Here is a 26829-nt window from a genome sequence, read left to right on the forward strand (position 1 = left end):
GGATGGACGCGTGGACGACGGCCGCGCGCAGGACCACTACTTCGAGACACCGACCGGCCCCGAGCGCCGCCGTGACGTCACGGTGTCCGCGTGGGGTGCGGAGCTGACCCTGCACAGCGCCGACGGGGTCTTCTCCCACGAGCGCCTCGACAAGGCCACCGCGATCCTCCTGGGCGCCGTCGACCCGCCCACGACGGGGACGGTGCTCGACCTGGGCTGCGGATGGGGACCCATCGCCTGCGCGATCGCCCACCACTCCCCCGCGACGACCGTCTGGGCGACCGACGTCAACGAACGCGCGCTCGAGCTGACGCGCGACAACGCCGCACGGCTCGGCGTCGAGGTGCACGTGGCCGCCCCTGACGACGTCCCCGCGGACCTCAGGTTCGACCACCTGTGGTCCAACCCGCCCATCCGGATCGGCAAGCCGGCCCTCCACGCGCTGCTGCAGCGCTGGCTGCCCCGGTTGTCCGACGGCGGGACGGCGTACCTCGTCGTCGGCAAGAACCTCGGCGCCGACAGCCTCCAGCGCTGGCTGGTCGAGGAGGGGTGGGCCTGCGACCGGTCGGCCGGAGCGAAGGGCTTCCGTGTGCTGACCGTCAGGCGGGAGTGATCACCGGGACCGGACGGTGCGGCTCGCGGAGGACTTCTTGGCGACGGTCGACGAGCCGGTGTAGACGACACGGAGCCGGTGGTCGCCGCGGGCCAGTCGTGGCAGGACGATCGTCCGTCGTCCCTGCTGAGCCGACGTGAGCGTGGCCGAGGCGATCCGTCGACGACCGTCGTAGACGTCGAGGCGTCCGGCCGGACGGGCCACTCCGGCGGCCGTGACCCGGACCGACATCCGGGCGCGCGTCCTGCTGCCGACACTCGAGGGCACCGACATCCGCACCGTCGGGGTGGCCTTGGTGACGGTCACGGTCCGCACCGACGAGCGTCGCCCGCCCTGGTGCACGACGCGCAGGTCGTTGCGTCCGATGCGCCAGGCGGACCCCTTGACCTTGAGCCGCGCGGTGCCGTCCTTGGACAGCGTGGCGCGTGCCAGGACCGTCGACCCGCGACGCAGCTCCACCCGACCCCTGGCCGGGTGCCGGCCGTCGATGCGCACACTGACCGGGTAGGCGGCGCTGCTGCCGTACGCACGTCGCGTGGTCTTGACGGTGAGCCCGACCGTGACCGGGACGCGGGAGAGGTCGAGCACCCCGGCCCCGCACGTGCTCGTGGTGCAGACGTCGCCTCCCGTGGTCGGATGGGGTTGCACCGAGCGGCGCAGCACCGTCTCCACCGACGACGCCGGCACGCCCGCGGACCGCAGCAGCGCCGCTGCTCCTGCCACTGCCGGGGTGGCCATGCTGGTCCCCTGACGTCGGGCGTACCCCGGACCCGCCGGCGTGGTGACGCCGGTGTCGATCGTCGACAGGACCGCCGATCCGTCCCGGCTCGCATCGCCGCCGAACGCCGCCACGTCGACCGCCGACCCCCGGTTCGTGTAGACCGCCGGTCGGCCCGACCGCCCGGTCGCGGCGACCGCGACGACGTGGCGACAGGCCGCCGGGGTGCTCGCCGCGACCGGACCCGACGCGTTGCCGGCCGCCACCACCGTCACGGACCCACGCGAGCGAGCACCGTCGAGGACGGTGTCGTAGGCCCGGCACGCCGAGGCCGCCGCCGAGGCCGAGGTGTACTCGCTGCCGAGGGAGAGGTTCAGCACCGCGGCCGGCGTCGGGTTGCGGGGAAGTCCGGAGACCGACCCTCCGGAGGCCCACGTGATGCCGGCGAGGACGTCGGAGTCCCACCCGCCGCAGCGACCCAGGACACGCACGGACTGCACCCGCGCGTCCGGGGCGATCCCGCTGATGCCCGTGCCGTTGTCCTGCTCGGCGGCGATGATCCCCGCCACGTGCGTCCCGTGCCAGCTGCTGTCGACCTTGGGCGCGAGCAGGCCGTGGCAGCGGGCGTCACCCGCCGGGACCCAGTCGCCGGGATCCGTGGCGTCGGCGTCGCGGCCGTCGCCGTCGTTGGCCGTGTAGTAGCGGTCCGGGTGACCAGCGGGCAGTGGGCGTCCGGCGGCGTCGCGGTCGGCCCCGACGATGTCGTACCCGGGGACGGTCCGGCGCCGGAGGTCGGTGTGCTGTGTGATCCCGGTGTCGAGCACCGCGACGACGACTCCGGCTCCTCTGCTCGTCCTCCAGAACGCCGGAGCCTTCGTGCTGTGCCCACCGGCCGTCGAGGCCGCGCTGTCCCACAGCTGCAGCTGGGATCCGAAGAGCGGGTCGTCGGGCGTGACCGGCGAGGCGGCCTGCGCGACGACCCTGCCGTCGGGGACCGCCCACTCGACGTCGGCCTGCTCGGTGAGCGCATCGGCGATCTCCGCGGCGTCGTCGTACGGGACGGGTTCGTCGAAGCGGACCGTCTGGAGGTCGTCGGTGAGCCCGGCGACCTGCACGACCTCGACCGGCCCGACCTCCTCCGCCTGCTCCTGAGCGGACGCCTCGAGGCCCTCGTCGGAGACGTCGGAGCTGACGATGAGCCCGCGCGCCACCGGCGAGGCCTCGTCAGCCGGGTCCTCGGTCGCTGCCGAGGGGGCCGCGAGCGAGGCGGCGAGCACCATGACCACGCCGGCGAGCGAGACCGACCTCATCCGTGGGCCCCTTCCGACCGTCCCCGACCGTTCGATGCTAGTGCCTCGCGGCCGCCGGCGGACGGGATCGCCGGGATCGGGTGGACGCACGGGACCCCCGCTCCGCGTGCGCGGTGCGGGGGTCCCGTGACGGCGTGACCCGGAAGATCAGGCCTTGTCGTCGGCCGCGTTCTCCGGCTCGGCGTCGGCGGACGCCTCCTCGACGGCCTCGGCGGACGCCTCGACCTCCTCGGAGGTGGCCGGCTCGGTCTCGGCCTCGTCGGCCGGGGCGCCGGCGACGACGTCGGTCTCGACCTCGGCGGCGTCGTCGGCGTCGTTCACCGTCGGCTCGGCGGCCGGAGCGGCACTGGTGCTCTCGGTGGTCGCCGAGAACTCCTTGCCCTCGACGATCTCGATGACGGCCATCGGGGCGTTGTCACCCTTGCGGGGGCCGATCTTCGTGATGCGGGTGTAGCCGCCCGGACGGGTGGCCATGGCCGGCCCGATCTCGGTGAAGAGCGTGTGCAGCACGCTCTTGTCGCGGATGACCTTCACGACCTGGCGCCGGTTGGCGACGGTGTCGGTCTTGGCCTTGGTGATGAGCTGCTCGGCGTAGGGGCGCAGGCGGCGGGCCTTGGCCTCCGTCGTCGTGATGCGGCCGTGCTCGAACAGCGCCGTCGCCAGGTTGGCGAGGATGAGGCGCTGGTGCGAGGGGCTGCCGCCGAGGCGCGCTCCCTTGGTGGGCGTAGGCATGAGGGTGTCTCCAGTTTCAGTCGTGCGGGCGGCAGGTCAGTACTGCTCGTCCTCGGCGAAGCTCGCGTCGTCGTCGAAGGCCTCGGCAGCGGCGGCGGGATCGAACCCGGCCGGGCTGTCCTTGAGGCCCAGGCCCATCTCGGCGAGCTTGGCCTTGACCTCGTCGATCGACTTGGAGCCGAAGTTGCGGATGTCGAGCAGGTCCTGCTCCGAGCGCGTGATGAGCTCACCCACGGTGTGGATGCCCTCGCGCTTGAGGCAGTTGTAGGACCGGACGGTGAAGTTCAGGTCCTCGACCGGCAGGGCGAGGTCGGCGGCCAGCTGCTCGTCGACCGGGCTCGGACCGATGTCGATGCCCTCGGCCTCCACGTTGAGCTCGCGCGCCAGGCCGAACAGCTCCACCAGCGTGGAGCCGGCCGAGGCCAGCGCGTCGCGCGGGGCCATCGAACGCTTGGTCTCGACGTCGACGACGAGCTTGTCGAAGTCGGTGCGCTGCTCGACTCGGGTGGCCTCGACCTTGTAGCTGACCTTCAGCACGGGGCTGTAGATCGAGTCGACCGGCATGCGACCGATCTCCTCGTCGCCGGTCTTGTTCTGCGCCGCCGAGACGTAGCCGCGGCCGCGCTCGACGACGAGCTCGATCTCGAGGGATCCCTTGTCGTTGAGGGTGGCGACGTGCAGGTCGGGGTTGTGGACCTCGACGCCCGCGGGCGCCTCGATGTCCGCGGCCGTCGCGACACCGGAGCCGCTCTTGCGCAGGTACATCACGAACGGCTCGTCGTGCTCGGAGGAGACAACGAGGCTCTTGAGGTTGAGGATGATCTCCGTGACGTCCTCGACGACCCCGGGGACCGTGGAGAACTCGTGCAGCACGCCGTCGATGCGGATCGACGTGACGGCCGCTCCGGGGATCGAGGACAGCAGCGTGCGACGCAGGGAGTTGCCGAGCGTGTAGCCGAAGCCCGGCTCGAGGGGCTCGATGACGAACCGCGAACGGTAGTCGTCGACGACTTCCTCGGTCAGGATGGGGCGCTGTGCGATGAGCATGTGTTTCTTCCTTTCCGAACCCCCCACCATTTGAGGGAACGGGACGGGGTGGAGCTGGGCTCCGGGACGGGCGGAGGCCTCAGATCTTGGAGTAGAACTCCACGATCAGCTGCTCCTGGATGGGGACGACGATCTGCTCGCGCACGGGCTTGTCGTGCACGAGGATGCGACCGCGATCGGGCGAGACGTCGAGCCACGCCGGGACGGTGTCGGCGTCGTGGGTCTCGCGGGCGACGATGAATGGCGTCGTCTCCAGGCTCTTGGGCTTGACGTCGATGATGTCGTGCTTGCTGACCTGGAAGGACGGGATGTTCGTCTTGACGCCGTTGACCAGGAAGTGACCGTGGGTCACGAGCTGGCGGGCGTGACGACGGGTGCGCGCCAGGCCGGAGCGGTAGACGACGTTGTCCAGGCGGCACTCGAGCAGCTGGAGCAGGTTGTCACCGGTCTTGCCGGGCTTGCGGTGCGCGTTCTCGTAGTACGTGCGGAACTGCTTCTCGAGGACGCCGTAGGTGTAGCGCGCCTTCTGCTTCTCGTGCAGCTGGGTGCGGTACTCCGACTCCTTGACCCGGGCACGACCGTGCATGCCGGGCGGGTAGGGGCGCTTCTCGAAGGCGGCGTCTCCGCCGACGAGGTCGACGCCGAAGCGGCGCGACTTCTTGGTGAGGGGTCCGGTGTAGCGGGCCATGTGTCAGAGCCTCCGGTGCTTGGGCGGGCGGCAGCCGTTGTGCGGGCTGGGGGTCACGTCGGAGATGGTGCCGACCTCGAGGCCGACTCCGCTCAGCGAGCGGATCGCCGTCTCGCGGCCCGAGCCGGGGCCCTTGACGAAGACGTCGACCTTCTTCATGCCGTGCTCCATCGCCTGCCGGCCGGCGGCCTCGGCGGCCATGCCCGCGGCGAACGGAGTCGACTTGCGCGAGCCCTTGAACCCGACGGTGCCGCCGGAGGCCCAGGCGATGACGGCCCCGGTGGGGTCCGTGATCGTGACGTGCGTGTTGTTGAACGTGCTCTTGATGTGGGCCTCGCCCTGAACGACGTTCTTCTTGACCTTGCGGCGCGTCTTCTTGGCGCCAGTACGGGGAGCCATCAGATCACTTCTTCTTTCCGGCGACGGTGCGCTTGGGGCCCTTGCGGGTGCGCGCGTTGGTCTTGGTGCGCTGGCCGCGGACCGGCAGGTGCGCACGGTGGCGGCGGCCCTGGTAGCTACCGATCTCCATCTTGCGACGGATGTCGGCGGTGACCTCACGACGCAGGTCGCCCTCGACCTGGTAGTTGGCCTCGATGTGGTCGCGCAGGGCGACCAGCTGGTCGTCGGTCAGCTCGTGGACCCGCAGGTCCCCACTGACTCCGGTGGCGGCGAGGGTCTGGATCGCACGAGTGCGTCCGACCCCGAAGATGTAGGTGAGTGCGATCTCTACGCGCTTGTCGCGCGGGAGGTCGACACCAACGAGGCGTGCCATGGTGGCGTGTCCTTCCGTTCGGCAGAGGTGTCGTCATCCGGGGCGCCCCGGCTGCCTCCAGGACCACTGGGGGTCCTGAGCCGGGCCCCGGCCTCTGCGCCGGGGGTGACACCTGCCGTGGGCAGGTGAGCCGTCAGATGTGGGTGGTGCGTGTGAAGAAGCTGTCTCAGCCCTGCCGCTGCTTGTGGCGGGGGTTCTCGCAGATCACCATGACGCGGCCGTGGCGACGGATCACCTTGCACTTGTCACAGATCTTCTTCACGCTCGGGTTGACCTTCATCGAGGAAGCTCTCTTCTCAGTCTCTGAACGTGTGTGGTGCTGTTCTGTTGTGGTCGAGCCCGGTGCTCACGGGGAGCTGGCTCACTTGTAGCGGTAGACGATGCGCCCACGGCTGAGGTCGTACGGCGAGAGCTCCACCACCACGCGGTCCTCGGGGAGGATGCGGATGTAGTGCTGACGCATCTTGCCGCTGATGTGCGCGAGGACCTTGTGGCCGTTGGCCAGCTCCACGCGGAACATCGCGTTGGGCAGTGCCTCGACAACGGCACCTTCCATCTCGATGACGCCTTCTTTTTTCGCCATGAACCTCAGCTTCTCGAATCGTTTCGTCTGACTCGGACCGCGCACGCGCGCGTCCAGCCCGCAGGCAGGGGTGAGCGCGCCTGTACAGGCCGACAGGGAAGTCTACGCCGCTGGAGGCGCGGGATTCAAATCGGTCCGGGCGGCGAGCACGTCGCCCATGTCTGCATGACACCTTCGATCACCAGGGGTCGAAGCGTCGACGGGCTACTCGGCGGGTGCCCTGTCGTCATCATGCCGACGGGCAGCCATCACGGTGACCACGTTCGTGTCGTAGGTGCCCTCGCGGAACTCGGGTGTTCGGAGGACGCGATCGAGGAACACAAGGTTGTTCCCAGGCCCGTCGACTCGCGTTTCGCGCACCGCGGCGACCGCCGAGTCGATGGCCTCATCCCTGGTGCCCCCCAGCGCGATGATCTTCGCCAACAGCGGGTCGAAGAATGGGGTCACCACTGCCCCGTCCGCGTATCCTGAGTCCACCCTGAGATCTTTCCCTGACGGTAGCGTCCACCGCGAGATCTTCCCGGGCCGTGGGAGGAAGCGTTCCGAGTCCTCAGCATAGAGCCTCAGCTCGACCGCGTGTCCCCGTGGCTCCAGGAGGAGGCCATCAGGGACGCGAGACGACCCTTGCGCGATCTCGAGTTGCCACCGCACGAGGTCCACCCCGTGCACGGCTTCAGTGACAGGGTGCTCAACCTGAAGCCGGGTGTTCATCTCGAGGAAGTAGGCCTCGCCGGACGAAGAGTCCAGGATGAACTCGACCGTTCCGGCGTTCTGGTAGCCGACACCCTCGGCGAGCTGACAGGCAAGGCTGCGCAGCCTTGCCCGTTGTGTCCGGTCAACCGCCGGTGACGGGCTCTCCTCCACGACCTTCTGATGGCGACGCTGGACGGAACAATCTCTCTCAGCGAGAGCGATGACGCGCCCGTCCGGTAGACCCATCACCTGGACCTCCACGTGCTTCGAGGCCGAGAGGTACTGCTCGACGATGACGCGGTCGTCACCGAAGACGGACGCGGCCCTGCCCATGACGGCTGTGACCACTTCCTCGAGCGAAGATTCGTCGGCGGCGACAGCCATGCCGATCCCGCCTCCGCCCGCTACGGCCTTGACCATGAGAGGGAAACCCGCCTCGGCCGCAACCAGCCGGGCCTCACGCACCGAGCTGATCGGCCCGAGCGACCCGGCCGGAACGGCCAGGCCTGAGGCAACGGCACGTGCCCGCGCGTTGGCCTTATCGCCCATCGTCTCGATGATGTCCGGGCCGGGGCCGACGAACACGATTCCCGCCTGCTGAACTGCTCGTGCGAAGTCCGCGCTCTCGGAAAGGAACCCGTAGCCTGGGTGCAGCAGGTCGGCACCCGCCGCGACGGCGGCGTCGACCATCACGGCTGGGTCGGAGAAGGACCGCGGGGACTCGAGGTCGATCACGACGTCCGCATCATCGACGTAAGGCAAGCCCTCATCGACGTCGGGCCGCGCAACGGCGCAACGAAAGCCTGCCTCCCTCGCGCTACGGATGATGCGTGCGGCGATCTCGCCACGGTTGGCCACGAACAAGGTCGACATGGTCACTTCCTCTTGGGGTCGAGCAGTCGTTGAACCTCGTCGCCGATGATGTTGAAGGCAAAGACGGTTGCCGCAATGGCGATTCCCGGCACGAATATCTGCAGCGGCGCCTGATCGAGGAACACGTAGGAGCGCGAGAGCACCGCCCCCCACGACGCGTCCGGGGGCTGCACGCCGAGCTGCAGGAAGCTCAGGCTGGCCTCAGCGATGAGAGCGAAGCCCATGAGGACGGCCACTTGCACGAGTATCGGCTGGATGATGTTTGGCACGACATGCGGCACGATCATCCGTCGCAAGCCCGCGGCACCGAAGGACGCCGCGGCTTCGATGTAGGTTTCCGACTTGATGGCCATGACCTGGGCCCTGGCGAGACGGATGATGGCCGGCGAGAGCACGATGCCGACGGCAATCATCGCATTGGTGATGTTCGGCCCCATGGTCGCGGTGATCCCGATCGCCAGGACGATGGCGGGGAATGACATCACCGAGTCCACGAGCCGCATGACGAACAGGTCGACCAGACCGCCTCGCCATCCTGCCAGGATGCCCACTGGAAGACCTGCTACCACGGCGATGGCGACGGCCAACGACGCCGCGAGCACCGACACACGCGTTCCGTGCAGCATCCGGCTGAGCACATCTCGCCCGAGGTCGTCGGTCCCCAACGGGTGTGCTGTGCTCATCGGAAGCAGGATGCGATCGAGTGCCTGCTCAGTCGGTGAGTACGGAGCGAGGAGGCCTGCGAACAGGACGACGACCAGGACTGCACCGAGGATGGCGTAGCTGGTCCATACGGCGAGTCGACCTGCGCGACGACGAGGCGTGCGAGCCTTGACGTGGGTGGTGATGACGCTCATCAGGCGATCCTCGGGTCGAGTAGGCGGTAGGAGATGTCGACGAGAAGATTCGTCAGGAGCACGATCAGCGCAGCCACGAAGACGACAGCTTGGATGACGCCGTAGTCGCGCTGATTCGTCGCTTCGACGGCAAGTGATCCCAGTCCGGAGAGTCCGAACACCGCCTCGACGACGACCGCAGCGCCAATCAGTCGGGACACCTGCAGACCGATGATCGTCGCGAACGGGAGGCTGGAGTTCTTGAGGGCGTGCCGCCACACGATGTCCCGATTGGGCAGCCCTTTCGCGCGATGTGTCCGCACATAGTCGGCAGAGAGATTCTCCACCATCGCGCTTCGCACCTGGCGACAGATCTCGGCCCCCCCGACGAGCCCGAGCGCGAGCGCGGGAAGGACGAGCCCATGCAGCGCCTGGGCAGGGTCGTCCTGCAGCCTGACGCCCCCCGGTCCCGGGAACCACCCGAGTCCGAGCGCGAAGACCACGATGAGCATCATGCCGAGCCAGAAGTTCGGCACGGCAAGGCCGAACGTCGCCGCTGTGGTGAGGAAGCGATCGAACGCGGTGTCCACCTTTTGTGCGGCGATCACCCCAGCCGGCAGGCCGATGGCGATCGCGACCACCAGAGCGAAGAGTGTGAGCAGCAGGGTCAGCGGCAACCGATCGAACACGAGGGCCGCGATCGGCTCGCCTGTCTGGTAGGACGTCCCGAGGTCACCGGTGAGAGCATTCCCGATCCAGCTCAGGTACTGCATGACCAGTGGCTGGTCGAGCCCGAGGTCGACCCGGATCCGTTCCAGGTTGTCTGGAGTGGCGTACTCGCCCGCAATGGCGACCGCCGGGTCTCCAGGGATCAGACGCTGCAGGAAGAAGACGATGAGAGTCGCGAGCACGAGCGTAGGCACCGCCGCCACTGCGCTGGTCCCGGCGACGCGCAAGACCCTCATCGGAGCGCCTCCGAGCGCACGGAACCAGGGTAGAGATCCTCGATCCTCAAGCACGCCGACTCGTGTCCGGGCACGACCGGGACCAGGGCTGGCCTGGTCTCACGACACTCATCCGCTGCGTGCGGGCAGCGCGTGTTGAAGCGGCACCCCGGTGGAGGAGATACCGGACTGGGGATGTCACCTTCGAGTGTGATCCGAGTGCCCCGAGAAGCGTGACTGACGAGCGGCTGGGCCGACAACAGGGCCTCGCTGTACGGGTGGAGAGGGCGCTCGACGATGGCGTCGGTAGGTGCCTCCTCGACGATGTCACCGAGATACATGACGGCGATGCGGTCGGCGAGATGGCTGATGACGCTCAGGTCATGGCTGATGAATAGGACCGTGAGCTCGTACTTCTCCTTCAGGTCCTGCAGCAGGTTCAAGATCTCTGCCTGGAGCGCAACATCGAGCGCGGCGACCGACTCGTCACAGATCAGGACCTGCGGGTCCGTCACGAGCGCCCGGGCGATGTTCGCACGCTGCTTCTGCCCTCCACTCAGCTGGTGGGGATACCTCCCGAGCATCTGGCGCGGCAGGCCGACGTCGGAGAGAGCCTTCTCCGCAGTCTCCTGGCGAGCGCTCTTGCGACCCCGACCCATCACGTCGAGTGGCTCGCGGACGCTCTGGATGATCGTCCGACGCGGGTCGAGAGCGCTGTGTGGATCCTGGAAGACCATCTGGACGGCTTCGGTGAACTCCCGACGGCGCTGTCCGGAGAAGGAGCGGACGTCGTCGCCCCGCCATCGCACCGTGCCGCCGCTCACCGGCGCCAAGCCGATCGCGGCCCGGGCGACCGTGGACTTGCCCGAACCGCTCTCGCCGATCAACCCCAGCGTCTCCCCCTCAAGGAGGTTCAGGTCGACGGTGTCGACCGCGGTCACGTGGCGTCGTCGACCGATGGGGAACCGCACCGTCACCGACTCCAGGGAGAGCAGTGGCACAGAAGTCGTCATGGGGCGCCTTTCAAGTCGAGCTCGTGGGCCCGGACGCACCGTGCGTCCCGTTGGTCCTCGAGCTGGATGAGGGGCTGGACGTCCTCGCAGGCCTCACGCCGATGCGGGCAGCGCGGGGCGAAGACGCATCCCGAGACCAGCTCACCCGGAGCGGGCACCCGGCCCGGGATGGTCTCGAGTCGTCCGCCGCGGGAGGTGGGGGACGGTAGCGCTGCGAGGAGCCCGGCCGTGTAGGGGTGGCCGGGGTCGGACAACACCCGTCGAACGGGGCCACGCTCCACGATCTGCCCGGCGTACATCGTCACGACGCGGTCACACGTCTCGGCTACCACTCCGAGGTCGTGCGTCACGAAGAGAACTGCCATGCCACGGTCACGGGCCAGGTCCCGAATCAGATCGAGCAGTTGAGCCTGGATGGTCACGTCGACCGCCGTCGTGGGTTCATCGGCGATCAGCAGACTGGGGTTGCAGGCCAGGGCGATGGCGATCATCACTCGCTGGCGCATGCCGCCGGAGAGCTCGTGGGGATAGGCCTTCATCCTGGCCCGGGAGTCGGAGATGCCCACCGAGTCCAGCAGGTTCAGGGCTTCGCCCCGCGCGGCGGTCTTGGTCATGTGCTGGCGCACCCTCAGGGTCTCCACCAGCTGACGCCCCACGGTGAAGACCGGGTCGAGCGCGGTCATCGGCTCCTGGAAGACCATAGCGAGGGGGACGTCACGACGTGGCCGTCGACGTCCTCGCTCGTCCCAGAGCGGGTCGCCGTCGAGGACTGCGTGGCCCCGCACACGAGCACTGCGGGGGTCGAGCAGCCCCATGAGCGCCAAGGAGGTGACGGTCTTGCCACTGCCGCTCTCGCCGACCAGGCCGACGATCTCCCCGGGCTCGATGGTCAGATTGATGTCGTGCAGGGCCTGGACTTCCTCGCTCTCGTGACCGAAGAAGACCTCGAGGCCCGCGACTTCCAACAGCGGCATGACCATCACCTCCTCATGTGGGTTCGAGTCAGCCGAGCGTGACGCCGATGAACTTCGGCTTGCCGAGCAGGTTCGACTCGAATCCGTCGACGTCCTCACGCAGACCGATCAACGAGTCCGCGAAGGCCAAGGGGAGGAAAGGTGTGTCCTCGAAGACCGCCTCCGCCGCCTCGTCCATGCCAGGCTTGCGCTCGGCCGGATCCGTCGATACGTCAGCACGGGCCACGGCCTCCTCGAGACCGGGGGTGGCCTCGTCCGAGGTGTTGAAGTACCCCTCGGCAGAGAACATCAGTGTGTAGGTCATGGCAGGGTCCGGACGTCCGGTCCACATCGACAGCAGAGCAGGGGCCCGGCGGTCGTTGAAGTAGTCGTTCGTCGCCTGCACGACCTCGCGCGGCAGGATGTTGACGGTGACGCCGACCGCTGCCCACTGCTCCTTGAGGATCTCGGCCACGCGGACGGTGGCGGAGTCGGCGTTGGCGATCATGTCGAAGCTGAGGTCGCTCGCGCCGGCCTCCTCGAGCAGGCGTTGAGCCTCCGCTGGGTCGTGGTCGTACCGCACCGACGAGGGCGCTTCCGCCCAGTAGTCGTTCGGGAGGGCGCCGTGCGCTACCGAACCCCGCCCGAAGAAGGCGCTCTCGAGGAGGTTGTCGCGATCGATGGCCAACGAGAGTGCCCGCCGGACCTCCGGGTCACCGAGCTCGTCGGAACCCCGATTGAGGTAGACCTGATGCAGGTTCACGCGCGGAGACTGGTCCAGGTCGACCCCGGAGGCGTCCTCCAGCGAACCGGCGTCGGACGGAGCCACCTCGAGGGCAATATCCTGCTGACCCGAGCGCAGCGACGTGGCACGCGTCGTGGGGTCCGGGATGATGTTCATGTCGATCGATGCGACCCGCTCGGCACTCTCGTCCCAGTAGTCGTCGTACCGGGCCACGCGCAGCACACTGCCACGACGCCATTCCTGGAACTCCCACCCACCCGCACCGACGGGACTGGTACTGAGGTCTCCACCGGCTGCCTCGGCAGCGGCCGGAGACACCATCATCCCGGCCCGGTCGGCAAGGACCAGGAGGAGCGACGCGTCGGGTCTCCCCAGCTCGAAGGTCACCGTCATCGGGTCATCCACCCGCACTGACTCCACGGCCGCCACGTCCGCCTGGATGTTCGACCCCTCGCCCTTCGCTCGCTCGATGTTGTACTTGACTGCCTCGGCGTCGAACGGCTCACCGTCGTGGAAGGTCACGCCCTCGCGCAGCTGCATGGTGAGCTCGGTGGGAGAGACCTGCTCCCACGACTCAGCGAGCCCGGGCTGCGGCTCGAGACCAGCGTCGATGGACACGAGGGTGTCGTACATGGGGTACAGCAGCACGTGGTCCGTGCCGGCGTTCCCGCGGATCGGGTCCAACGAGGACGCGTCGGCGGCCGCGGCGACACGAAGCGCGCGGTCGGAGCCGTTCGAGTCGCCACCGCCGCCGCAGGCGGTCAACACGGTCAGGAGGGCTGCCACGAGCATGGCACCCCTTCGGGTTCGCAGGGTCATGATGGTGTTCCTTCCAAGAACTGCTTGCGCAGCTTGTATTTTTCGATCTTGTTGGTCGGGGTGCGCGGGATCTGCTCGAGCACGATCACGTCGCGGGGCCGCATGAACTTCGGCATGGTCGACTCGCAGTGCGACCGCAGCGAGTTCGCGTCGAAGCTGTGCCCCTCGGCCATCTCGATGAAGGCCACGATCTCGTCCTCGTCGCCGACGGCACTGGGTACCGAGACGACAGCAGCCAGCTGCACCGACTCGTGCTTCGCCAGCAGCTCCTCGACGTGAAAGCTGGAGATGTTCTCCCCGCGGACTCGGATGCGGTCACCGAGCCGATCGACGTAGTAGAAGATTCCGTCCGCATCCGCGAAGGCTGCGTCTCCTGTGTGGAACCAGAGGTTGCGCCAGGCCTGGACGGTCGCGGCCGGCTTCGCGAGATACTCGTGGAACAGCACGCCGGGCGAGCGTGGCCGCATGCAGAGCTCGCCGACCTGGCCGGGCGGACACTCGTCGTCCGTCGTATCGCGGACCGTGACCTCCATGTGTGGCAGCTCACGACCCATGATGCCCTTCGGCACCTCCTCGTCCCCGCGCACGAGCACGAGGTCGAAGGCCTCCACCAGCGCGTGCACCTGAGCGTGGTTCCGCCCCCGGTAGAGCTCAGGAGGTGTTCCCTCGCCTTCGGGCAGCTGCTCGAACACCGCCGCGAGCGGGTTGCCGCCCTCGGACTGACCGAACCCGGAGGTGACGAAGTCGATGCCGAAGCGGACTGCGAACTCGTGGTGCGTCGCGGGCAAGGGCTGCATGTGCACCTTGTTGAGCGGGTTGGCGCGGTCATCGTCGCTCGGTTCGCTACCCAGCAACCAGGGAATCATCACGTCGAGGAGGACCGCGGCAGTGCAGCCGGTCCCGCGGATCCGCCGCCAGAAGTCGTGTGGGCTGAATCGATCCCACAGGCTCACGCTGGCACCCGACCAGATGGCCCGTGTGACGTTGAAGTGAGCTCCGCCGACGTGGTACATCGGCAGATCGTTGTAGACGACGTCGTCGGGTGTCAGCATCCGTCGCCCCAACCAGCAGTACTGGTTCACCCACCGGTGGAGCTGGACCACGCCCTTGGATGGTCCGGTGGTGCCGGAGGTGTAGATGATGTTCGCCGGCATGTCCCACTCGACGACGACATCTGGTCGGGTCGACTCGGCGAGGAGGGAGTCCCACGTGTCGGGACCCTCGCCGCCCACGACGACCGTCGGCGGCACCTGCTCCAGTGCAGCGTGGACGGCCTGGACTGCCGGGAGCAGGCCAACATCCACGACGAGCAGGTCGGGATCGGTGTCGTTCAACTGGTAGGCAAGGAGGTCCTGGGTGTACTGGAAGTTGATCGGGGCATACAGACATCCCGCCTTCCAGGCGCCGAACATGGCGAGCGTGGCGACGAGGGGCTGAGTGGTCAGGACACTGACCTTGGCCCCGGGCCGAAGACCGCGGTCGGCGAGATTGCCGGCGATGAGGTCGGTCGTGCGGGCAAGCTCGGCGTAGGTCGTGTCCTGCCCGGTCTCGCCGTAGTGCACCGCCACCCGGTCGGGCGTGGTCCGGGCGTGATGATCAAGGGCCTCGACCGCGGTCGAGAAGTCGAACTCAAGTCGTTCGGACGGGGTCATGTCATGGCCTCGTTCCGAAGCTCGGGGGTCCGGTGAGCTCGGGCAGGATCCGGTAGGCGTCGCGAACCCATCGCGTCAGCAGACCCCGGGTCTCCCGCGGGTCGATGAGATCATGGACCCCGTAGTGCTCAGCCGTGCGAAACGGGGACACGGCCGACTGGATGCGGTCGTTGACGTCCCGGATGAAGGACTCGGGGTCCTCGGCACTCTCCAGCTCGTGCCGGTACGCCGCCTCGACGCCGCCCTCGGCCGGCAGACTCCCCCAGGCACCGGACGGCCAGGCCCACTGTCGGCTGAACCGGTGCCGATTGACCTGACCGGCACCACCGACACCGAACACGCGGCGGACGATGACCTCCGCCATCGGGATGCGCGCCTGGTAGGCAGCGACGACCGCCCGAGCTCCACGCCGGATGGATGCGCCGCGCTCCGCCTGCAGCCCGATCATCATTCCGGCTTGGTCGGTCAGGCTGACGAGAGGAAGGTGGAAGGTCTCGCAGAGGTCCACGAGCCGGGTGAGCGCGTCGGCCCCGTTGGGAGTCATGGTGGCTCCCTTGTAGGAGTCGGTGGCGACGACGCCCACGGGGTGCCCATCGAGGCGCGCGAGCCCCGTGTAGACCGATCCGCCGTAGCACGCGTACTCGAAGTTCGACCCCGCGTCGAAGACGGCATCGAGCACGGTCCGCAGTCGGTAGGGCTGCCGGGCGTTGCGCGGCACGACACTCGCCAACGCCTCCGAATCGGTCGCGGCAGCCACCGGTTCCGCCACGGGAGGCAGCTCGTGCACGCTGGAGGGGAGGTAGGAGAGGAAGTCGCGCACGGACTGCAGCGCGGCCTTCTCGTCGGGAGCGATCCGGTCAACGGCGCCGCTGCGACGATGGACCTGGGCTCCGCCCAGCTCGTTCTTCGTGAGCTGCTCGCCGGTGGCGTGCTTCACCACCGGCGGACCGGCTACGAAGAGCTGCGCGACGTCCTCGATGAGGACGTTGAAATGACTCATGACAGCCCGAGCTGCGCCCAGACCTGCCACTGGACCCATGCAGGCCGAGACGACCGGTACCTGCGACAGGTTGTCCACGATGACGTCCCAGCCCGGGTTGGCGGGCACGTAGGTGTATCCAGCCTGCTCCACCATCTTGACGCTGCCGCCTCCGCCCGTGCCCTCGATCAGGCGGATGAGCGGGAGGCGCAGCGCGCAGGCGGCCCGCTCGGAGTCGACCTGCTTGGCCATGATCGCGGCGTCTGCCGCTCCTCCGCGGATGGTGAAGTCGTCCCCCCCAACGACGACGCGACGGCCGTCAAGCTCTCCTAGTCCGTAGACGAAGTTGGCCGGCACGACCTTGCGCGATCCATCCGCCCCTTCGTGGGCGAACCCCGCCAGGACACCGATCTCCTCGAAGGAATCGTCGTCGAGCAGGTCACCGATGCGCTCTCGGACCGTGCTGCGCCCGTTGTCGTGCTGACGCCTGACCTTCTCTGGGCCGCCCAGCTCGGCGGCCATGTCCCGGCGGCGGGCGATCTCCTCGATCTCGGCGGACCAGACGTGTGCCATTGCGCTCCTCGAACGACTACCCCTAAGCGTTCGCTTAGGTCTCTACAGTCGACGGTAAGTGACGCGGGTCACGCTCCGCAAGCCTTAATATGAATTCATCTTCATTTCGAGCGCTGTCGCGCGGCGTCAGGGCCTCAACACCCTGACCATCGAGCCACCGCATCACCCTCATCGACGATGTCGCCCTCTTCGACCAGGATTTCGTCGATTCTGCAGGCAACTTCCGCGACGATCGGGATCTCCATCTTCATCGACTCCAGAGTGGCGACGGTGTCACCGGCATCGAGCCGGTCCCCCGGCGAGACATGGATCTTGAAGACCGACGCTGCCAGCTCCGTATGAAGTGTCTTCGACACGATGTTCTCCTCACGCTTGCGGAATCGAGTATTTCCCGATCTCTAAGCATATGCTTAGCACGTTGGCCCTGTCCGTCGATCCCGACAGCATCGCGGATCACCACCGCCCGGGAGCACCCGATGCCGGAACACGAAAGACCCAGACTGGCCAGCGAGCGACGCGTCGAGGACTTCTGGAGCGACCGCGCTCACGGAGCCGCCGGGCGGATCCTGACCGGTGCCACGCTCGCCTTCGCCGACCTGGGCTACCACGGCGCCTCGACACGAGAGATCGCCGCCAGGTCGGGCATGAGCCCAGCCGCCGTCTACATCCACTTCGAGTCGAAGGAGGACCTGTTCCTGCGCATCGCGACGGAGGGCCACCGTGCCTCCACGGCGGCCTTCATCGACCCCGCGGGCCTGGCGACGGACCCCAGCACCAAGCTTCGCCTGGCGATCACGTCGTTCGCCGCGTGGAACGCGGACATGCACATCCTCTCGCGAATGATCGAGTACGAGATGCGTCTGCACGGCGGCGAGCGGTTCAGCGACGTCGCCCGCTTGAGGCGCGGCGTCGAGCAGTTCCTTCGCTCCTTGTTGGAGGAGGGAGTCTCTACCGGGGCGTTCGACGTTCCCGATCCGGAAGGGATGAAGATCCTGATCCTGTCGTTCTGCATCGACGTGGCGCGGTGGTACCACCACGACTTCCGACGTTCTCCGACCGCGATCGGCGTGCAGTACGCCGACTTGGCGCTCTCCCTGGTCCTCAAGCATTGACATGAGCGTCAACAGACGCTGTACTCACATTGACGTCAACGTCAATGTGAGTACGCGCAGCCGACCCGACCACGAGGAGAGCGATGAGCGGAACGCACGACCTCGAGCACTACGTCGCCGAGCTGAGGCGACGCCACCGAGACCTTCGACCCCCAGGCGTGCCCCACGAGGTCGGCTATCCCGCGGGCCTGATCACCATCCCGCAGCACGTCAGCCACTGGGCGACTCGACGCCCCGACCACGTGGCCTTGCGCATGGACGATCGGTTCTGGACGTATGCCCAACTCGACGACACGCACCGGAGGGTGGCCACGTGGATGTCTGCTCGCGGCGTGTCGAAAGGGGACCGGGTCGCTCTCTTCCTCGGCAACTCACCCGAGTTCGCGATCGCCTTCCTCGCACTCCTCCGCCTCGGAGCGGTCCACGTTCCTGTGAACCCGATGTTCCAACCTGCGGAGCTGGCGTACGAGCTGCTCGACGCCGAGCCTGTCATGATCGTCACCAGCTCGGCCCTCCGCCCAGTGATCCGCAAGTGCGACGATCGCGTCCCCGAGATCTCCGAGCTCGTCGTGGACAGTCCCGAGTGGTCTGACGCCCTCCGGCACGCGCCCTTCGAGTCCGATGACGGTGACCTGGACTCGCTCGCAGCGCTCAACTACACCGGCGGCACGACCGGCATGCCGAAGGGCTGTCGTCACTCGCAAGGCCACATGCTCTACACGGCCGCCAGCGCCGCCACGGCCACCCGCATGCCCTCCGACGGCAGCTACGTCGGACTCTGCTATCTACCGATCTTCTGGATCGCAGGGGAGGACCTCGGCTTGCTGATCCCGTTCGTCCTGGGGGGGACCAGCATCCTCATGCCTCGCTGGAGCGCCGAGCGTGCCCTCGACGCGATCGAGGAGCACGGAGTCACCCTGATGACAGGGACAGTCGAGAACTATCTGGAGCTCATGGCGCTGGAGGGAATCAAGGAGCGCGATCTGAGTTCTCTCGTCGACCCCCAGGCGGTCTCGTTCGTCCGAAAGATGACACCCGAGGTCCGTGCCCAGTGGGCCGAGATCGTTCCCGGATCCGTGCTTCGCGAGTCTTCCTTCGGCATGACGGAGACTCACACCATCGATGCCACCCCCTACGGCTTCGATGCCGACGATCTCGACCTGCGGTCGGAACCGGTGTTCTGCGGGATCCCCGTTCCGGGGACCGACATCGCGGTCGTGGAGATGGGCACCCTGCAGCCCACCCCTCTCGGCGAGGTCGGCGAGATCATCGTCCGGAGCCCCTCGGTGACCGACGGCTACTGGCGGAACGAGACCGCGACTCGTGAACAGCTCGTCGACGGGTGGATTCACACCGGCGACAACGGCCGCATCGACGCGGACGGCTTCTTGCACTATCTCGGACGACGGAAGGAGATGATCAAGGTGAATGGGATGAGCGTCTTTCCTGCGGATGTCGAGATGCTTCTCGCGCAGCACCCGGCCGTCGACTCCGTCGCGGTGGTGCCGACCGACGACCCGACCACCGGTCAGCGCCCCGTGGCCTTCGTCGTCCTGCGTGACGGCGCCACGATGGAGGCTGCTGCACTCATCGCCTGGTGCCGCGAGAACATGGCCCCGTACAAAGTGCCGTTGGTCGCCGTGGTCGACCAGTTGCCCATGACGGCCACGGGCAAGGTCCGAAAGAACGAGCTGGCGAGCGAAGCCTCCGCTCTCGGCGGACAGGTAGTGTCATGAACGGCTCCACCTACCCGACGCGCGCCGATCTGGAAGCGCTGGGAACGGTGCTTCTGAGGACGGCGTCGCCGACCTTCGAGGACGAGAACGGCCATGTGAACGTCAGGCATCACTTCGGACTGCTCATGGAGGGAACGGAGGCGGCCTTCCGAGATCTCGGTCTCACTCCAGACTGGATCGAGCGGACGGGCCAGAGCACCTTCAGCATCGCGCACCACCTGCAGTTCCACTCCGAGATCCTGGTCGGTCACGAACTCTCGCTCCACCATCGGATCCTCGGCCGAAGCGGCAAGGTGATCCACGCAATGGCGATCCTCTTCAACGTCACGAACGACCGCGTCGCGAGTACGGCGGAGTACGTCGAGGCGTACGTCGATCTCGAAACTCGCCGCACCACGGCGATGCCTGCGGAACTGACGGACGCCATCGACGCCCGACTGCGTGAGCAGGGTTCACTCGCATGGGACCTCCCCCGCAGCCACGAGCTTGCCACGAGTCGGCACTGAGGGTCCGCTCCTCAACGACGCAGACAGGCCATCCAGATGGCGTGCATCTCCGCTACCGCGTCCTCGGCGCGCATCGACCCGTCGGCGACGAGCGGCGCACAGCGATCGTTCATGCCCGCGCCCATGAGGGCCAGAGCCTCCGCCGAGGCCGCCGGCTGGATCCGCCCCGCGGCGGCCTGACGTTCGAGGTAGCGGGCCGTGCGCAGGACGGACTCGTGCCGGATTCCACCCCACATTCGCTTGATCTCCGGATCGGCCAGCGCTTGGTGATCCAGCACCGTCATGAGCGCGAGATGCTCGGCAGTGACGGCGAGCGTCGTAGCGATCGTATGACGCAGGACCGAGGGGACGTCCTCAGCTGCCAGGTCGCTGACGTCCTGCGCCTTCTCGAACCGGTCACGCACCTCCCGGGCGAGGACAGCGAACACCTCGTTCTTCGAGGCAAAGTAGACGTAGAAGGTCGCACGACTGACTCCCGCCCGATCGGTGATCTGGGCGATCGTCGTCGCCCCGTATCCCAAGTCCTCGAAGGCGCCGCGAGCGGCGGCAAGCAACTCGTTTCGACGGTCGGTCCCTGCGCGGTCGTGTTCTTCGCGTACCGACCAGCCTGAACTCATGCCGCGAGTATCCCAACCGTTGACATTGGTGTCAACGACGTGACAGTGTACCCATTGACACCAACGTCAACGCATGGGAGCAGGCATGAAGGTCCTCATCGCCAACCGCGGCGAGATCGCCGTCCGGATCGAACGGGCCGTGACGGCGCTGGACTGGACCGTGCAGCACGTGCACGTCGAGGGCGAAGACGCCTCTCCGGAGTCGGCGCTGCTCGCCCGAGCCGGCGTCGACGGATACCTGGACGTCGACGAGATCGTCCGAGCCGCTCGCGAGAGCGGGAGCGATGTCGTCCATCCCGGCTATGGATTCCTGAGCGAGACCGCTGAATTGTCACGGGCGTGCCTCGAGGCCGGCCTGATCTTCGTCGGACCTGCGCCGGAGGTCCTCGAGCTATTCGGCGACAAAGCCAGCGCACGGGCGCACGCCGTGAGGAGCGGGGTTCCCGTACTCGCCGCCACCTCGACGCTCGACTCGCCCGAGGACGCCCGTGAGCTGCTCGTCGACTCCCCCGACGGCATCATGGTGAAGGCGGTCGCCGGCGGGGGCGGACGCGGGATTCGAGTGGTGCGACGACTGGAGGAGCTCGACGAGGCCATCGATCGTTGTCGATCGGAGGCGGGCCGCGCATTCGGCCACAGCGCGGTGTACGCCGAGCGAATGATGACCCACGCGAAGCACATCGAGGTGCAAGTCATCGGAGACGGTACCGGCGCGGTGGCGACGCTGGGTGAGCGAGAGTGCAGCATCCAGCGACGACACCAGAAGCTCATCGAGGTCGCTCCCAGCCCCGCACTCAGCGAGGAGCAGCGTGCGGTGCTCGAGGGGCATGCAGAGCGGCTCGTCGCTCCGCTCGACTACCGCGGCCTGGCCACCGTCGAGTTCCTGGTCGACGCACGGTCGCTCCATCGAGGACCTCAGTTCGACCATGCCTTCATCGAGGTGAACCCGCGCCTCCAGGTCGAGCACACCGTCACCGAGCAGGTCACCGACGTGGACCTCGTGGTGGCGCAACTACGCATAGCTGTCGGCGACTCCCTGCAACAGATCCGCCTGGACCGGCCTCGGACCGGGGTCTACGCGATCCAATCTCGTGTGAACGCCGAGCGGCAACACCGCGGCACCGTCTCCGCGACCACGGGCACGGTCACCCGAGTCGACTTGCCCGAAGGTGCGCGGGTCGACACTCATGTCTTCGACGGCCTGGTCGTCGACCGCACCTTCGATCCCCTCCTTGCCAAGGTCGTCACCACGACCACCGGTGACTTCGCAGAAGCAGCAGCAGACGCCGCCGCAGCACTGGAAGCTCTGTCCATCGATGGCGTCGAAACCAACCGCGCGGAGCTGCTGAGGATTCTCGCTCACCCCACCTTCGCGGCCGGGATGGCGACCACCGATTTCGTCGATGACGCGATGGCAAGGACCGTTGAGACGATCGCAGAGCATTCCGGATCGGTCTCGGCAGTCACAGCAGGGACCGTCGTCGCCGTTCATGTCGGCCCTGGTGACCGCCTTGATCCCCGCACACCGATCGTCACGCTGGAAGCCATGAAGATGGAGCACACCGTGACGGCAGGACACGCCTGCGTCCTGGAGTCCCTCGCTGTGGGGATCGGGCAGACGGTTCTCGAAGGTCAGCTCATAGCAGACGTGCGCGCTTCCGAACACGCGCACACGACCGACGGCGAAGTCGCCGCTGTCGACCTGAACCACATCCGACCGGACCTGGCCGAACTGCGTGAGCGTCGCGAACTGACCTTGGATGCGGCTCGGCCCACGGCTGTCGCCAAACGACACGCCCGCGGCCATCTCACAGCTCGCGAGCAGGTGGCCCGGCTCACCGACAAGGACAGCTTCGTGGAGTACGGGTCATTGCCGGTCGCCGCTCAGCGAAGCCGACGAGACCTCGACGACCTGATCCGGAGCACGCCCGCAGACGGCATCGTCACCGGGCTTGCGAGGGTCGACGGCACCGAGGTGGCCGTGCTCGCCTACGACTACACCGTCCTGGCAGGTACTCAGGGATACTTCAACCACAAGAAGACCGACCGACTACTCCACGTTGCCAGGTCGCGCCGCCTCCCGGTCGTCTTCTTCACCGAGGGCGGGGGTGGTCGACCTGGTGACACCGACACCGTCGACACCATCGCTGCAGGGTTGAACGTCACGACGTTCGCGATGTTCGCGTCCCTCAGTGGACTGGTCCCGACGATCGGGATCCTCACGGGTCGCTGCTTCGCCGGCAACGCCGCACTCCTTGGGTGCTGCGACGTCGTCATCGCGACCGCCGACTCCAACCTCGGCATGGCCGGTCCCGCCATGATCGAGGGCGGCGGGCTGGGTCGCTTCTCGCCTGAGGAGATCGGACCCATGGACATCCAGTCCGCGAACGGCGTGGTCGACGTGGTCGTCGAGAACGACGACGACGCCATTGCGACCGCGACGTCGTATCTCTCTTTCTTCAGCGACAAATCCACCGCCTGGACGGTGGCGGACCAGAGACGACTGCGTCACGTCATCGGGGAGAATCGCAAAGTCGTCTACGACATCCGGGAGGTCGTGAGACTGATCGCTGACGAGGACTCGGTCCTGGAGCTTCGGACGGACTTCGGTATCGGAGCGGTCACGGCACTGGTACGCGTCGAGGGCAGGTCGATGGGGTTGATCGCGAACGACCCGCGACACCTCGGCGGTGCCATCGATGTCGACGCAGCCGACAAGATGGCTCGCTTTCTCCAGTTGTGCGACGCACACGGCCTGCCAGTGATCTCCCTGTGCGACACCCCTGGGTTCATGGTGGGGCCCGAAGCCGAACGAGCAGCCACCGTTCGCCACGTCAGTCGACTCTTCGTCATCGGCTCGCATCTCAGCGTCCCGATGATCACCATCGTCCTGCGCAAGGGCTACGGTTTGGGTGCTCAGGCCATGGCCGCCGGCGGATTCGCCCAAACACTGGCTACCGTCGCTTGGCCGACCGGAGAGATCGGTGGGATGGGTCTGGAGGGCGCCGTCCGCCTGGGGTACGCGAAGGAACTTGGCGCGATCGAGGACGACGCTGCACGAGAGCGTCGGTACACCGAGCTGCTCGACGCGCACTACGACACCGGGCGCGCCATCAACGGCGCCATGAAGCACGAGCTCGACGAGGTCATCGATCCTTCTGAGAGCCGGACGTGGATCATGGCGACAGTCGGATCGATGGATACTGCCGTCGACCGACCTCGGCGCACCTTCATCGACACCTGGTGAGTCCGTCGTCTCGCCTGACCGAGCCACTCGAGCCGACCGCGCTTGGCGCCGAGAACGTCAGCGGCACGGTTCGTCACGAGAACGGCTCTCCCGCACTCGTCGAGCTCTGACATCTCGAGCCCTTCCCCTGGGGCGAACTCGGCTTCGGACCAGTCCGTCGCCTTCCAGGACCGCGACTTCAGCCCGATCCTCCCTCTGAGCGCTCCCCCGTCGCGGCGAGGCTCGCCACCGCGTCCACCGCCAGCACCGCGGCCTTCTCGATCCGGTCAGTACCGTCCTCGAGTCCCTCGTTGCCCGCCGAGACGACGGCCACCAGGTACGTGCGTCCGTCGCGGACGACCTCGCCCATGCTCGAGACGTACCAGCGGTCGGAGTCGGCATCGGGGAGGTAGCCGGCCTTGAGCAGGGCGCTCGCCGGGTCGTCGGCAGCCGCGTCGACGCCGATGCGCTGCTCCTCGGTGACGTCACGCATGAGGCGTCGCAGCATGCGCTGGTCCTGCTCGTCGAGCAGCGAGTCGGGACCGAGCGTGGCCTGGAGGACGCGGAGGCGGTCCGTCGCCGTGGTCTCGGCCCTGCCCCACTCCGACGTCTCGAGCCGCGTGTCCACCGCCCCGACCCGCGACAGGAAGGCGTTGACGTCGTCGCGGCCGGCGAGCGCCAGGAGGGCGTCGGTGGCCTCGTTCCCGCTGACCTCGATCGCCTCGCGGGCGAGGGCCCGCTGCTGCCGCGGAGGACGACCGTCCTGGCCGAGCAGGAGCGTCGCCACGATGTCGACCTTGACGGTGCTCGCCGCCTCCACCACGGTCCGGCCCGCCACCAGCTCCGCGCCGGACTCGACGTCCATGACCGCGACCGAGACGTCGGCGCCGAGCCCGGCCAGCTCGTGCTCGAGGACGGCGCCCACCGCAAGGTCGGCCGCCTCGTCGGCCGGGTCGCGAAGGCCGCCGACGGCGTCGGCGAGGACGGATGCGGCGTCCAGAGGCGCCGAGGCAGCGACTGTCGTCGCGGTCCCAGGAGGCTCGACCGGCGTCACGGGTGGCGCGATCGTGACAGGTGCACCGGCCACCGCCGCCAGCACGACGGCGACCGCGACGGAGGTCAGTCCTGTACGCATCACCACCTCACCAGCGTAGGTCCCCGCTCCTCCGCGACGGGCGTCACCCGGGGATCACCGGAGAGGTCGGGTGAGGCCTCCCGCGGCCGGTGGTCGAGACGGTGTCCCTCGGCGCGTCCGACGTCCGAGCACGAGCCGACTCACCCGATGTACCTCACCTCGCTCACCCGCACCTTCTTCGGCGCCGGGTACTCCTTGGCGATGTCGCCGATCTCTCCGACCAGGACGTACCACCCGTCGTCCTCCTCGAGCATGGTGGACGTCCCCGAGCCATCGGCGAGGACGTACAGGTCGGTCGACGGACATTCGTCGACGCAGTAGTAGATGGGGATCAGGTCGTCGTCCCGACCGCCCCACGCGCCGCCGTTACGGGCCGCCCACCGTGAGCCGTCCTCGAGCTCGATGCCCAACGGCCAGGCGTCGTCGGCGGCTTGTACGCGTGGCAACGGCGCCTCCAGCGACAGCTGCCTGAGCTCAGTGCTCCACGGATCCACCATGCACAGCACCGCGTAGGCGTCCTGAGGCATCCCCCAGCATGCGTGGGCCGAGTCGGCAGAGGCACCGAGATAGTAGGTATCCGGACCCACACCGTGGGGTGACGGACCGAATCCTCCGCCAGTCAAGACGTCGCCCTCTCCGCCCGCCAGCCGTGTTCCGCGCTCGTCGGACACCTGCCATTGCGACCCGACGCTGCCGTCGGCGTCGAAGGGGTTGATGACCCGCACCGGCGGTGCGCCGCCCGGGGCGCACAGGCACAGCACGATCCGCGTGATCGAACCGGTCGGCACCCCCGCTGACACCGGTCCGTCAAACGTGATCTCGAACCCGGTGCCGGCCGCTCCGTCCGCCGGCAGGGCCACGGTGTCGCCCTCGACCTGCGGCGTCGACCCTCCGTCGGCGTAGAGGTCCAGCGCCTCGGCGACGTCGTCACCGACACCGACGCCGTCCACGGTCCTGACGTCGTCGGTGGTCGGGACGATCCGCTGGACCACCCCGTCGCGGAAGATCAGTGTGCAGTCGACGTAGCGCACCTCCACCTCACCGGCGGTCGCGACGTCCGGGAGGTCCTCGACGACGGATCTCACCTCCGCGACGGTCATGCCCGGCTCCACGCCCCGGTACTCGCCGGGCTGGAGGCTGTTGCCGGCCCGGCCGGGGTCGAAGGCCGCGAGGAGCCTGGTGCGCAACAGGCGAGCGTTGGAGGCGTCGAGGCTCAGGCCGCCAGTTGCAGCGGCGATGCAGTCGAGCTGCTCCCGGGCCTCGAGCTCGCCGGTGATCTTGAATCCCACGGCGTGCACCGTCACGCCCTCGGGCAGGCCCTCGGCCAGCTCGCAGGGCTCTGGGCCGAGCCCCTCAGAGGCGCACGTGTCGAGGCCGTCCGAGACGAGGACGACGGCGCGCTCGCCGTCCTGGGGCAGGGACTCGACGGCACGCTCGAGCGCGAGGCCGATCGGGGTGTACCCGGACGGGGCGAGGTCGTCGACCTCGGCCACGAAGGACGGAGCGTCCAACGCACCGAACGGGACCACCGTGCTGACGTCCTGGCACCCCTCCGCCGCCTCCTCGTCGCTGGATCCGGTGCCGGTGCCGTACGCGAGCAGGCCGATCTCGTGACCGGGCTCCAAGGCATCGGCCAGGGTCCGGACCGCCGCCTGGGCCGCCTCGAACCGCACACCCGGTGCGTCGTCGGCCTTCATCGAGCCGGAGGCGTCGAGGACGACCATGGCCGGCAACGGCGGGATGTCCGCGGGGACGGGGCGTCGGAACTCCTCGCGGGCCTCCAGCGACGGGACGCACCCGACGAGCATGGACATCAGGGCGAGGAGTCCAACGGCAGAGCGGCGCACGCGCCACACCCTAGGTCCGGGACGTCGGTTGCAGCCGCCGAATGCCTGAATGGAGGACAGGACGGGCGCCGACCCCGACGGCAGGACGGCATCACCATCGCCCTCGC

The 26829-nt window shown here is 68.0% G+C and carries 25 protein-coding genes; 5 read left to right on the forward strand and 20 right to left on the reverse strand.

Annotated elements, in window-relative coordinates:
- Positions 1–10 precede the first annotated feature (10 nt).
- A complete protein-coding gene (locus ABD213_RS05975; protein WP_344325840.1) occupies positions 11–613 on the forward strand; it encodes a class I SAM-dependent methyltransferase in 603 nt (200 codons plus the stop codon).
- On the opposite strand, the gene ABD213_RS05980 is transcribed toward ABD213_RS05975, so the two are convergent.
- The 17 genes from ABD213_RS05980 to ABD213_RS06060 all read right to left on the reverse strand — a co-directional run bounded on the left by ABD213_RS05980 (position 614) and on the right by ABD213_RS06060 (position 16899).
- Positions 614–2641 carry a S8 family serine peptidase gene (locus tag ABD213_RS05980; protein ID WP_344325843.1) on the reverse strand — a complete coding sequence of 676 codons (2028 nt, stop codon included), beginning with the start codon at positions 2639–2641 and terminating at the stop codon, positions 614–616.
- Positions 2642–2788: 147 nt separating this feature from the next.
- Positions 2789–3373, reverse strand: coding sequence for a 50S ribosomal protein L17 (rplQ, locus tag ABD213_RS05985; protein ID WP_344325846.1), 585 nt, complete (start codon positions 3371–3373; stop codon positions 2789–2791).
- 36 nt (positions 3374–3409) lie between these two features.
- Positions 3410–4420, reverse strand: coding sequence for a DNA-directed RNA polymerase subunit alpha (locus ABD213_RS05990; protein WP_344325849.1), 1011 nt, complete (start codon positions 4418–4420; stop codon positions 3410–3412).
- Between the two features lie 79 nt (positions 4421–4499).
- Positions 4500–5108 (reverse strand): 30S ribosomal protein S4, encoded by a 609-nt coding sequence (gene rpsD / locus ABD213_RS05995; protein ID WP_344325852.1) that lies wholly within the window; start codon positions 5106–5108, stop codon positions 4500–4502.
- A 3-nt stretch (positions 5109–5111) separates the two neighbouring features.
- Complete coding sequence (gene rpsK, locus ABD213_RS06000; RefSeq protein ID WP_344325855.1) at positions 5112–5507, reverse strand: 30S ribosomal protein S11; 396 nt, start codon at positions 5505–5507, stop codon at positions 5112–5114.
- Positions 5508–5511: 4 nt separating this feature from the next.
- Positions 5512–5880 (reverse strand): 30S ribosomal protein S13, encoded by a 369-nt coding sequence (gene rpsM, locus ABD213_RS06005; RefSeq protein ID WP_344325858.1) that lies wholly within the window; start codon positions 5878–5880, stop codon positions 5512–5514.
- Positions 5881–6046: 166 nt separating this feature from the next.
- Entirely contained in the window at positions 6047–6160 is a 114-nt protein-coding gene (rpmJ, locus tag ABD213_RS06010; RefSeq protein ID WP_008361054.1) for a 50S ribosomal protein L36, read from the reverse strand.
- 81 nt (positions 6161–6241) lie between these two features.
- Complete coding sequence (infA, locus tag ABD213_RS06015) at positions 6242–6463, reverse strand: translation initiation factor IF-1 (protein WP_007078610.1); 222 nt, start codon at positions 6461–6463, stop codon at positions 6242–6244.
- Between the two features lie 204 nt (positions 6464–6667).
- The gene (locus ABD213_RS06020; RefSeq protein WP_344325861.1) at positions 6668–8029 is read right to left on the reverse strand and encodes an acetyl-CoA carboxylase biotin carboxylase subunit; all 1362 of its coding nucleotides are present in this window, start codon (positions 8027–8029) and stop codon (positions 6668–6670) included.
- Positions 8030–8031: 2 nt separating this feature from the next.
- A complete protein-coding gene (locus ABD213_RS06025) occupies positions 8032–8886 on the reverse strand; it encodes an ABC transporter permease (RefSeq protein WP_344325864.1) in 855 nt (284 codons plus the stop codon).
- Positions 8886–9830 carry an ABC transporter permease gene (locus ABD213_RS06030; protein ID WP_344325867.1) on the reverse strand — a complete coding sequence of 315 codons (945 nt, stop codon included), beginning with the start codon at positions 9828–9830 and terminating at the stop codon, positions 8886–8888. Before ABD213_RS06030 ends, ABD213_RS06025 begins: the two co-directional genes overlap by 1 nt.
- Positions 9827–10822: an ABC transporter ATP-binding protein gene (locus ABD213_RS06035; protein WP_344325870.1), complete on the reverse strand. Its 996-nt coding sequence runs from the start codon at positions 10820–10822 to the stop codon at positions 9827–9829. Before ABD213_RS06035 ends, ABD213_RS06030 begins: the two co-directional genes overlap by 4 nt.
- Positions 10819–11796 (reverse strand): ABC transporter ATP-binding protein, encoded by a 978-nt coding sequence (locus ABD213_RS06040; RefSeq protein WP_344325873.1) that lies wholly within the window; start codon positions 11794–11796, stop codon positions 10819–10821. The genes ABD213_RS06035 and ABD213_RS06040 overlap by 4 nt, the downstream gene beginning before the upstream one ends.
- A 28-nt stretch (positions 11797–11824) precedes the next feature.
- Positions 11825–13339 carry an ABC transporter substrate-binding protein gene (locus ABD213_RS06045; protein WP_344325876.1) on the reverse strand — a complete coding sequence of 505 codons (1515 nt, stop codon included), beginning with the start codon at positions 13337–13339 and terminating at the stop codon, positions 11825–11827.
- Complete coding sequence (locus ABD213_RS06050) at positions 13336–14991, reverse strand: class I adenylate-forming enzyme family protein (RefSeq protein WP_344325879.1); 1656 nt, start codon at positions 14989–14991, stop codon at positions 13336–13338. The genes ABD213_RS06045 and ABD213_RS06050 overlap by 4 nt, the downstream gene beginning before the upstream one ends.
- A 1-nt stretch (position 14992) precedes the next feature.
- The gene (locus ABD213_RS06055) at positions 14993–16543 is read right to left on the reverse strand and encodes an acyl-CoA carboxylase subunit beta (protein ID WP_344325882.1); all 1551 of its coding nucleotides are present in this window, start codon (positions 16541–16543) and stop codon (positions 14993–14995) included.
- A gap of 134 nt (positions 16544–16677) precedes the next feature.
- The gene (locus ABD213_RS06060) at positions 16678–16899 is read right to left on the reverse strand and encodes a biotin/lipoyl-binding carrier protein (RefSeq protein ID WP_344325885.1); all 222 of its coding nucleotides are present in this window, start codon (positions 16897–16899) and stop codon (positions 16678–16680) included.
- A 120-nt stretch (positions 16900–17019) separates the two neighbouring features.
- Here ABD213_RS06060 and ABD213_RS06065 point away from each other — a divergent pair, with 120 nt between their 5' ends.
- The 3 genes from ABD213_RS06065 to ABD213_RS06075 all read left to right on the forward strand — a co-directional run bounded on the left by ABD213_RS06065 (position 17020) and on the right by ABD213_RS06075 (position 19897).
- Entirely contained in the window at positions 17020–17655 is a 636-nt protein-coding gene (locus ABD213_RS06065) for a TetR/AcrR family transcriptional regulator (RefSeq protein WP_344325888.1), read from the forward strand.
- Between the two features lie 83 nt (positions 17656–17738).
- Positions 17739–19391, forward strand: coding sequence for an AMP-binding protein (locus ABD213_RS06070; protein ID WP_344325891.1), 1653 nt, complete (start codon positions 17739–17741; stop codon positions 19389–19391).
- A complete protein-coding gene (locus tag ABD213_RS06075; RefSeq protein ID WP_344325894.1) occupies positions 19388–19897 on the forward strand; it encodes an acyl-CoA thioesterase in 510 nt (169 codons plus the stop codon). Before ABD213_RS06070 ends, ABD213_RS06075 begins: the two co-directional genes overlap by 4 nt.
- An 11-nt stretch (positions 19898–19908) precedes the next feature.
- Here the strand turns inward: ABD213_RS06075 and ABD213_RS06080 are convergent, their stop codons facing one another.
- Positions 19909–20514, reverse strand: coding sequence for a TetR/AcrR family transcriptional regulator (locus ABD213_RS06080; RefSeq protein ID WP_344325897.1), 606 nt, complete (start codon positions 20512–20514; stop codon positions 19909–19911).
- 85 nt (positions 20515–20599) lie between these two features.
- On the opposite strand from ABD213_RS06080, the gene ABD213_RS06085 reads away from it, so the two are divergent.
- A complete protein-coding gene (locus ABD213_RS06085; RefSeq protein WP_344325900.1) occupies positions 20600–23761 on the forward strand; it encodes a carboxyl transferase domain-containing protein in 3162 nt (1053 codons plus the stop codon).
- Positions 23762–23939: 178 nt separating this feature from the next.
- Here ABD213_RS06085 and ABD213_RS06090 read toward each other — a convergent pair whose 3' ends face one another.
- Both ABD213_RS06090 and ABD213_RS06095 read right to left on the reverse strand, forming a co-directional pair.
- The gene (locus ABD213_RS06090) at positions 23940–24875 is read right to left on the reverse strand and encodes a serine hydrolase (protein ID WP_344326287.1); all 936 of its coding nucleotides are present in this window, start codon (positions 24873–24875) and stop codon (positions 23940–23942) included.
- A gap of 140 nt (positions 24876–25015) precedes the next feature.
- On the reverse strand, positions 25016–26722 hold the full coding sequence (locus ABD213_RS06095) for a vWA domain-containing protein (protein ID WP_344325903.1): 1707 nt from the start codon (positions 26720–26722) through the stop codon (positions 25016–25018).
- Positions 26723–26829: the final 107 nt, after the last annotated feature.

It is taken from the genome of Aeromicrobium halocynthiae (assembly GCF_039531385.1).
Taxonomy (GTDB): Bacteria; Actinomycetota; Actinomycetes; order Propionibacteriales; family Nocardioidaceae; genus Aeromicrobium; species Aeromicrobium halocynthiae.

Coding starts and splice junctions, on each gene's coding strand:
- ABD213_RS05990 (WP_344325849.1), bottom strand. CDS start 4,420: ATGCTCATCGCACAGCGCCCCATCCTGACCGAGGAAGTCGTCGACGAC.
- ABD213_RS06025 (WP_344325864.1), bottom strand. CDS start 8,886: ATGAGCGTCATCACCACCCACGTCAAGGCTCGCACGCCTCGTCGTCGC.
- infA (WP_007078610.1), bottom strand. CDS start 6,463: ATGGCGAAAAAAGAAGGCGTCATCGAGATGGAAGGTGCCGTTGTCGAG.
- ABD213_RS06040 (WP_344325873.1), bottom strand. CDS start 11,796: ATGCCGCTGTTGGAAGTCGCGGGCCTCGAGGTCTTCTTCGGTCACGAG.
- rplQ (WP_344325846.1), bottom strand. CDS start 3,373: ATGCCTACGCCCACCAAGGGAGCGCGCCTCGGCGGCAGCCCCTCGCAC.
- ABD213_RS06030 (WP_344325867.1), bottom strand. CDS start 9,830: ATGAGGGTCTTGCGCGTCGCCGGGACCAGCGCAGTGGCGGCGGTGCCT.
- ABD213_RS06075 (WP_344325894.1), top strand. CDS start 19,388: ATGAACGGCTCCACCTACCCGACGCGCGCCGATCTGGAAGCGCTGGGA.
- ABD213_RS06085 (WP_344325900.1), top strand. CDS start 20,600: ATGAAGGTCCTCATCGCCAACCGCGGCGAGATCGCCGTCCGGATCGAA.
- ABD213_RS06045 (WP_344325876.1), bottom strand. CDS start 13,339: ATGACCCTGCGAACCCGAAGGGGTGCCATGCTCGTGGCAGCCCTCCTG.
- ABD213_RS06070 (WP_344325891.1), top strand. CDS start 17,739: ATGAGCGGAACGCACGACCTCGAGCACTACGTCGCCGAGCTGAGGCGA.
- rpmJ (WP_008361054.1), bottom strand. CDS start 6,160: ATGAAGGTCAACCCGAGCGTGAAGAAGATCTGTGACAAGTGCAAGGTG.
- rpsK (WP_344325855.1), bottom strand. CDS start 5,507: ATGGCTCCCCGTACTGGCGCCAAGAAGACGCGCCGCAAGGTCAAGAAG.
- ABD213_RS06065 (WP_344325888.1), top strand. CDS start 17,020: ATGCCGGAACACGAAAGACCCAGACTGGCCAGCGAGCGACGCGTCGAG.
- ABD213_RS06020 (WP_344325861.1), bottom strand. CDS start 8,029: ATGTCGACCTTGTTCGTGGCCAACCGTGGCGAGATCGCCGCACGCATC.
- ABD213_RS06035 (WP_344325870.1), bottom strand. CDS start 10,822: ATGACGACTTCTGTGCCACTGCTCTCCCTGGAGTCGGTGACGGTGCGG.
- ABD213_RS06055 (WP_344325882.1), bottom strand. CDS start 16,543: ATGGCACACGTCTGGTCCGCCGAGATCGAGGAGATCGCCCGCCGCCGG.
- ABD213_RS06080 (WP_344325897.1), bottom strand. CDS start 20,514: ATGAGTTCAGGCTGGTCGGTACGCGAAGAACACGACCGCGCAGGGACC.
- ABD213_RS06090 (WP_344326287.1), bottom strand. CDS start 24,875: ATGCGTACAGGACTGACCTCCGTCGCGGTCGCCGTCGTGCTGGCGGCG.
- rpsM (WP_344325858.1), bottom strand. CDS start 5,880: ATGGCACGCCTCGTTGGTGTCGACCTCCCGCGCGACAAGCGCGTAGAG.
- ABD213_RS06050 (WP_344325879.1), bottom strand. CDS start 14,991: ATGACCCCGTCCGAACGACTTGAGTTCGACTTCTCGACCGCGGTCGAG.
- ABD213_RS05980 (WP_344325843.1), bottom strand. CDS start 2,641: ATGAGGTCGGTCTCGCTCGCCGGCGTGGTCATGGTGCTCGCCGCCTCG.
- rpsD (WP_344325852.1), bottom strand. CDS start 5,108: ATGGCCCGCTACACCGGACCCCTCACCAAGAAGTCGCGCCGCTTCGGC.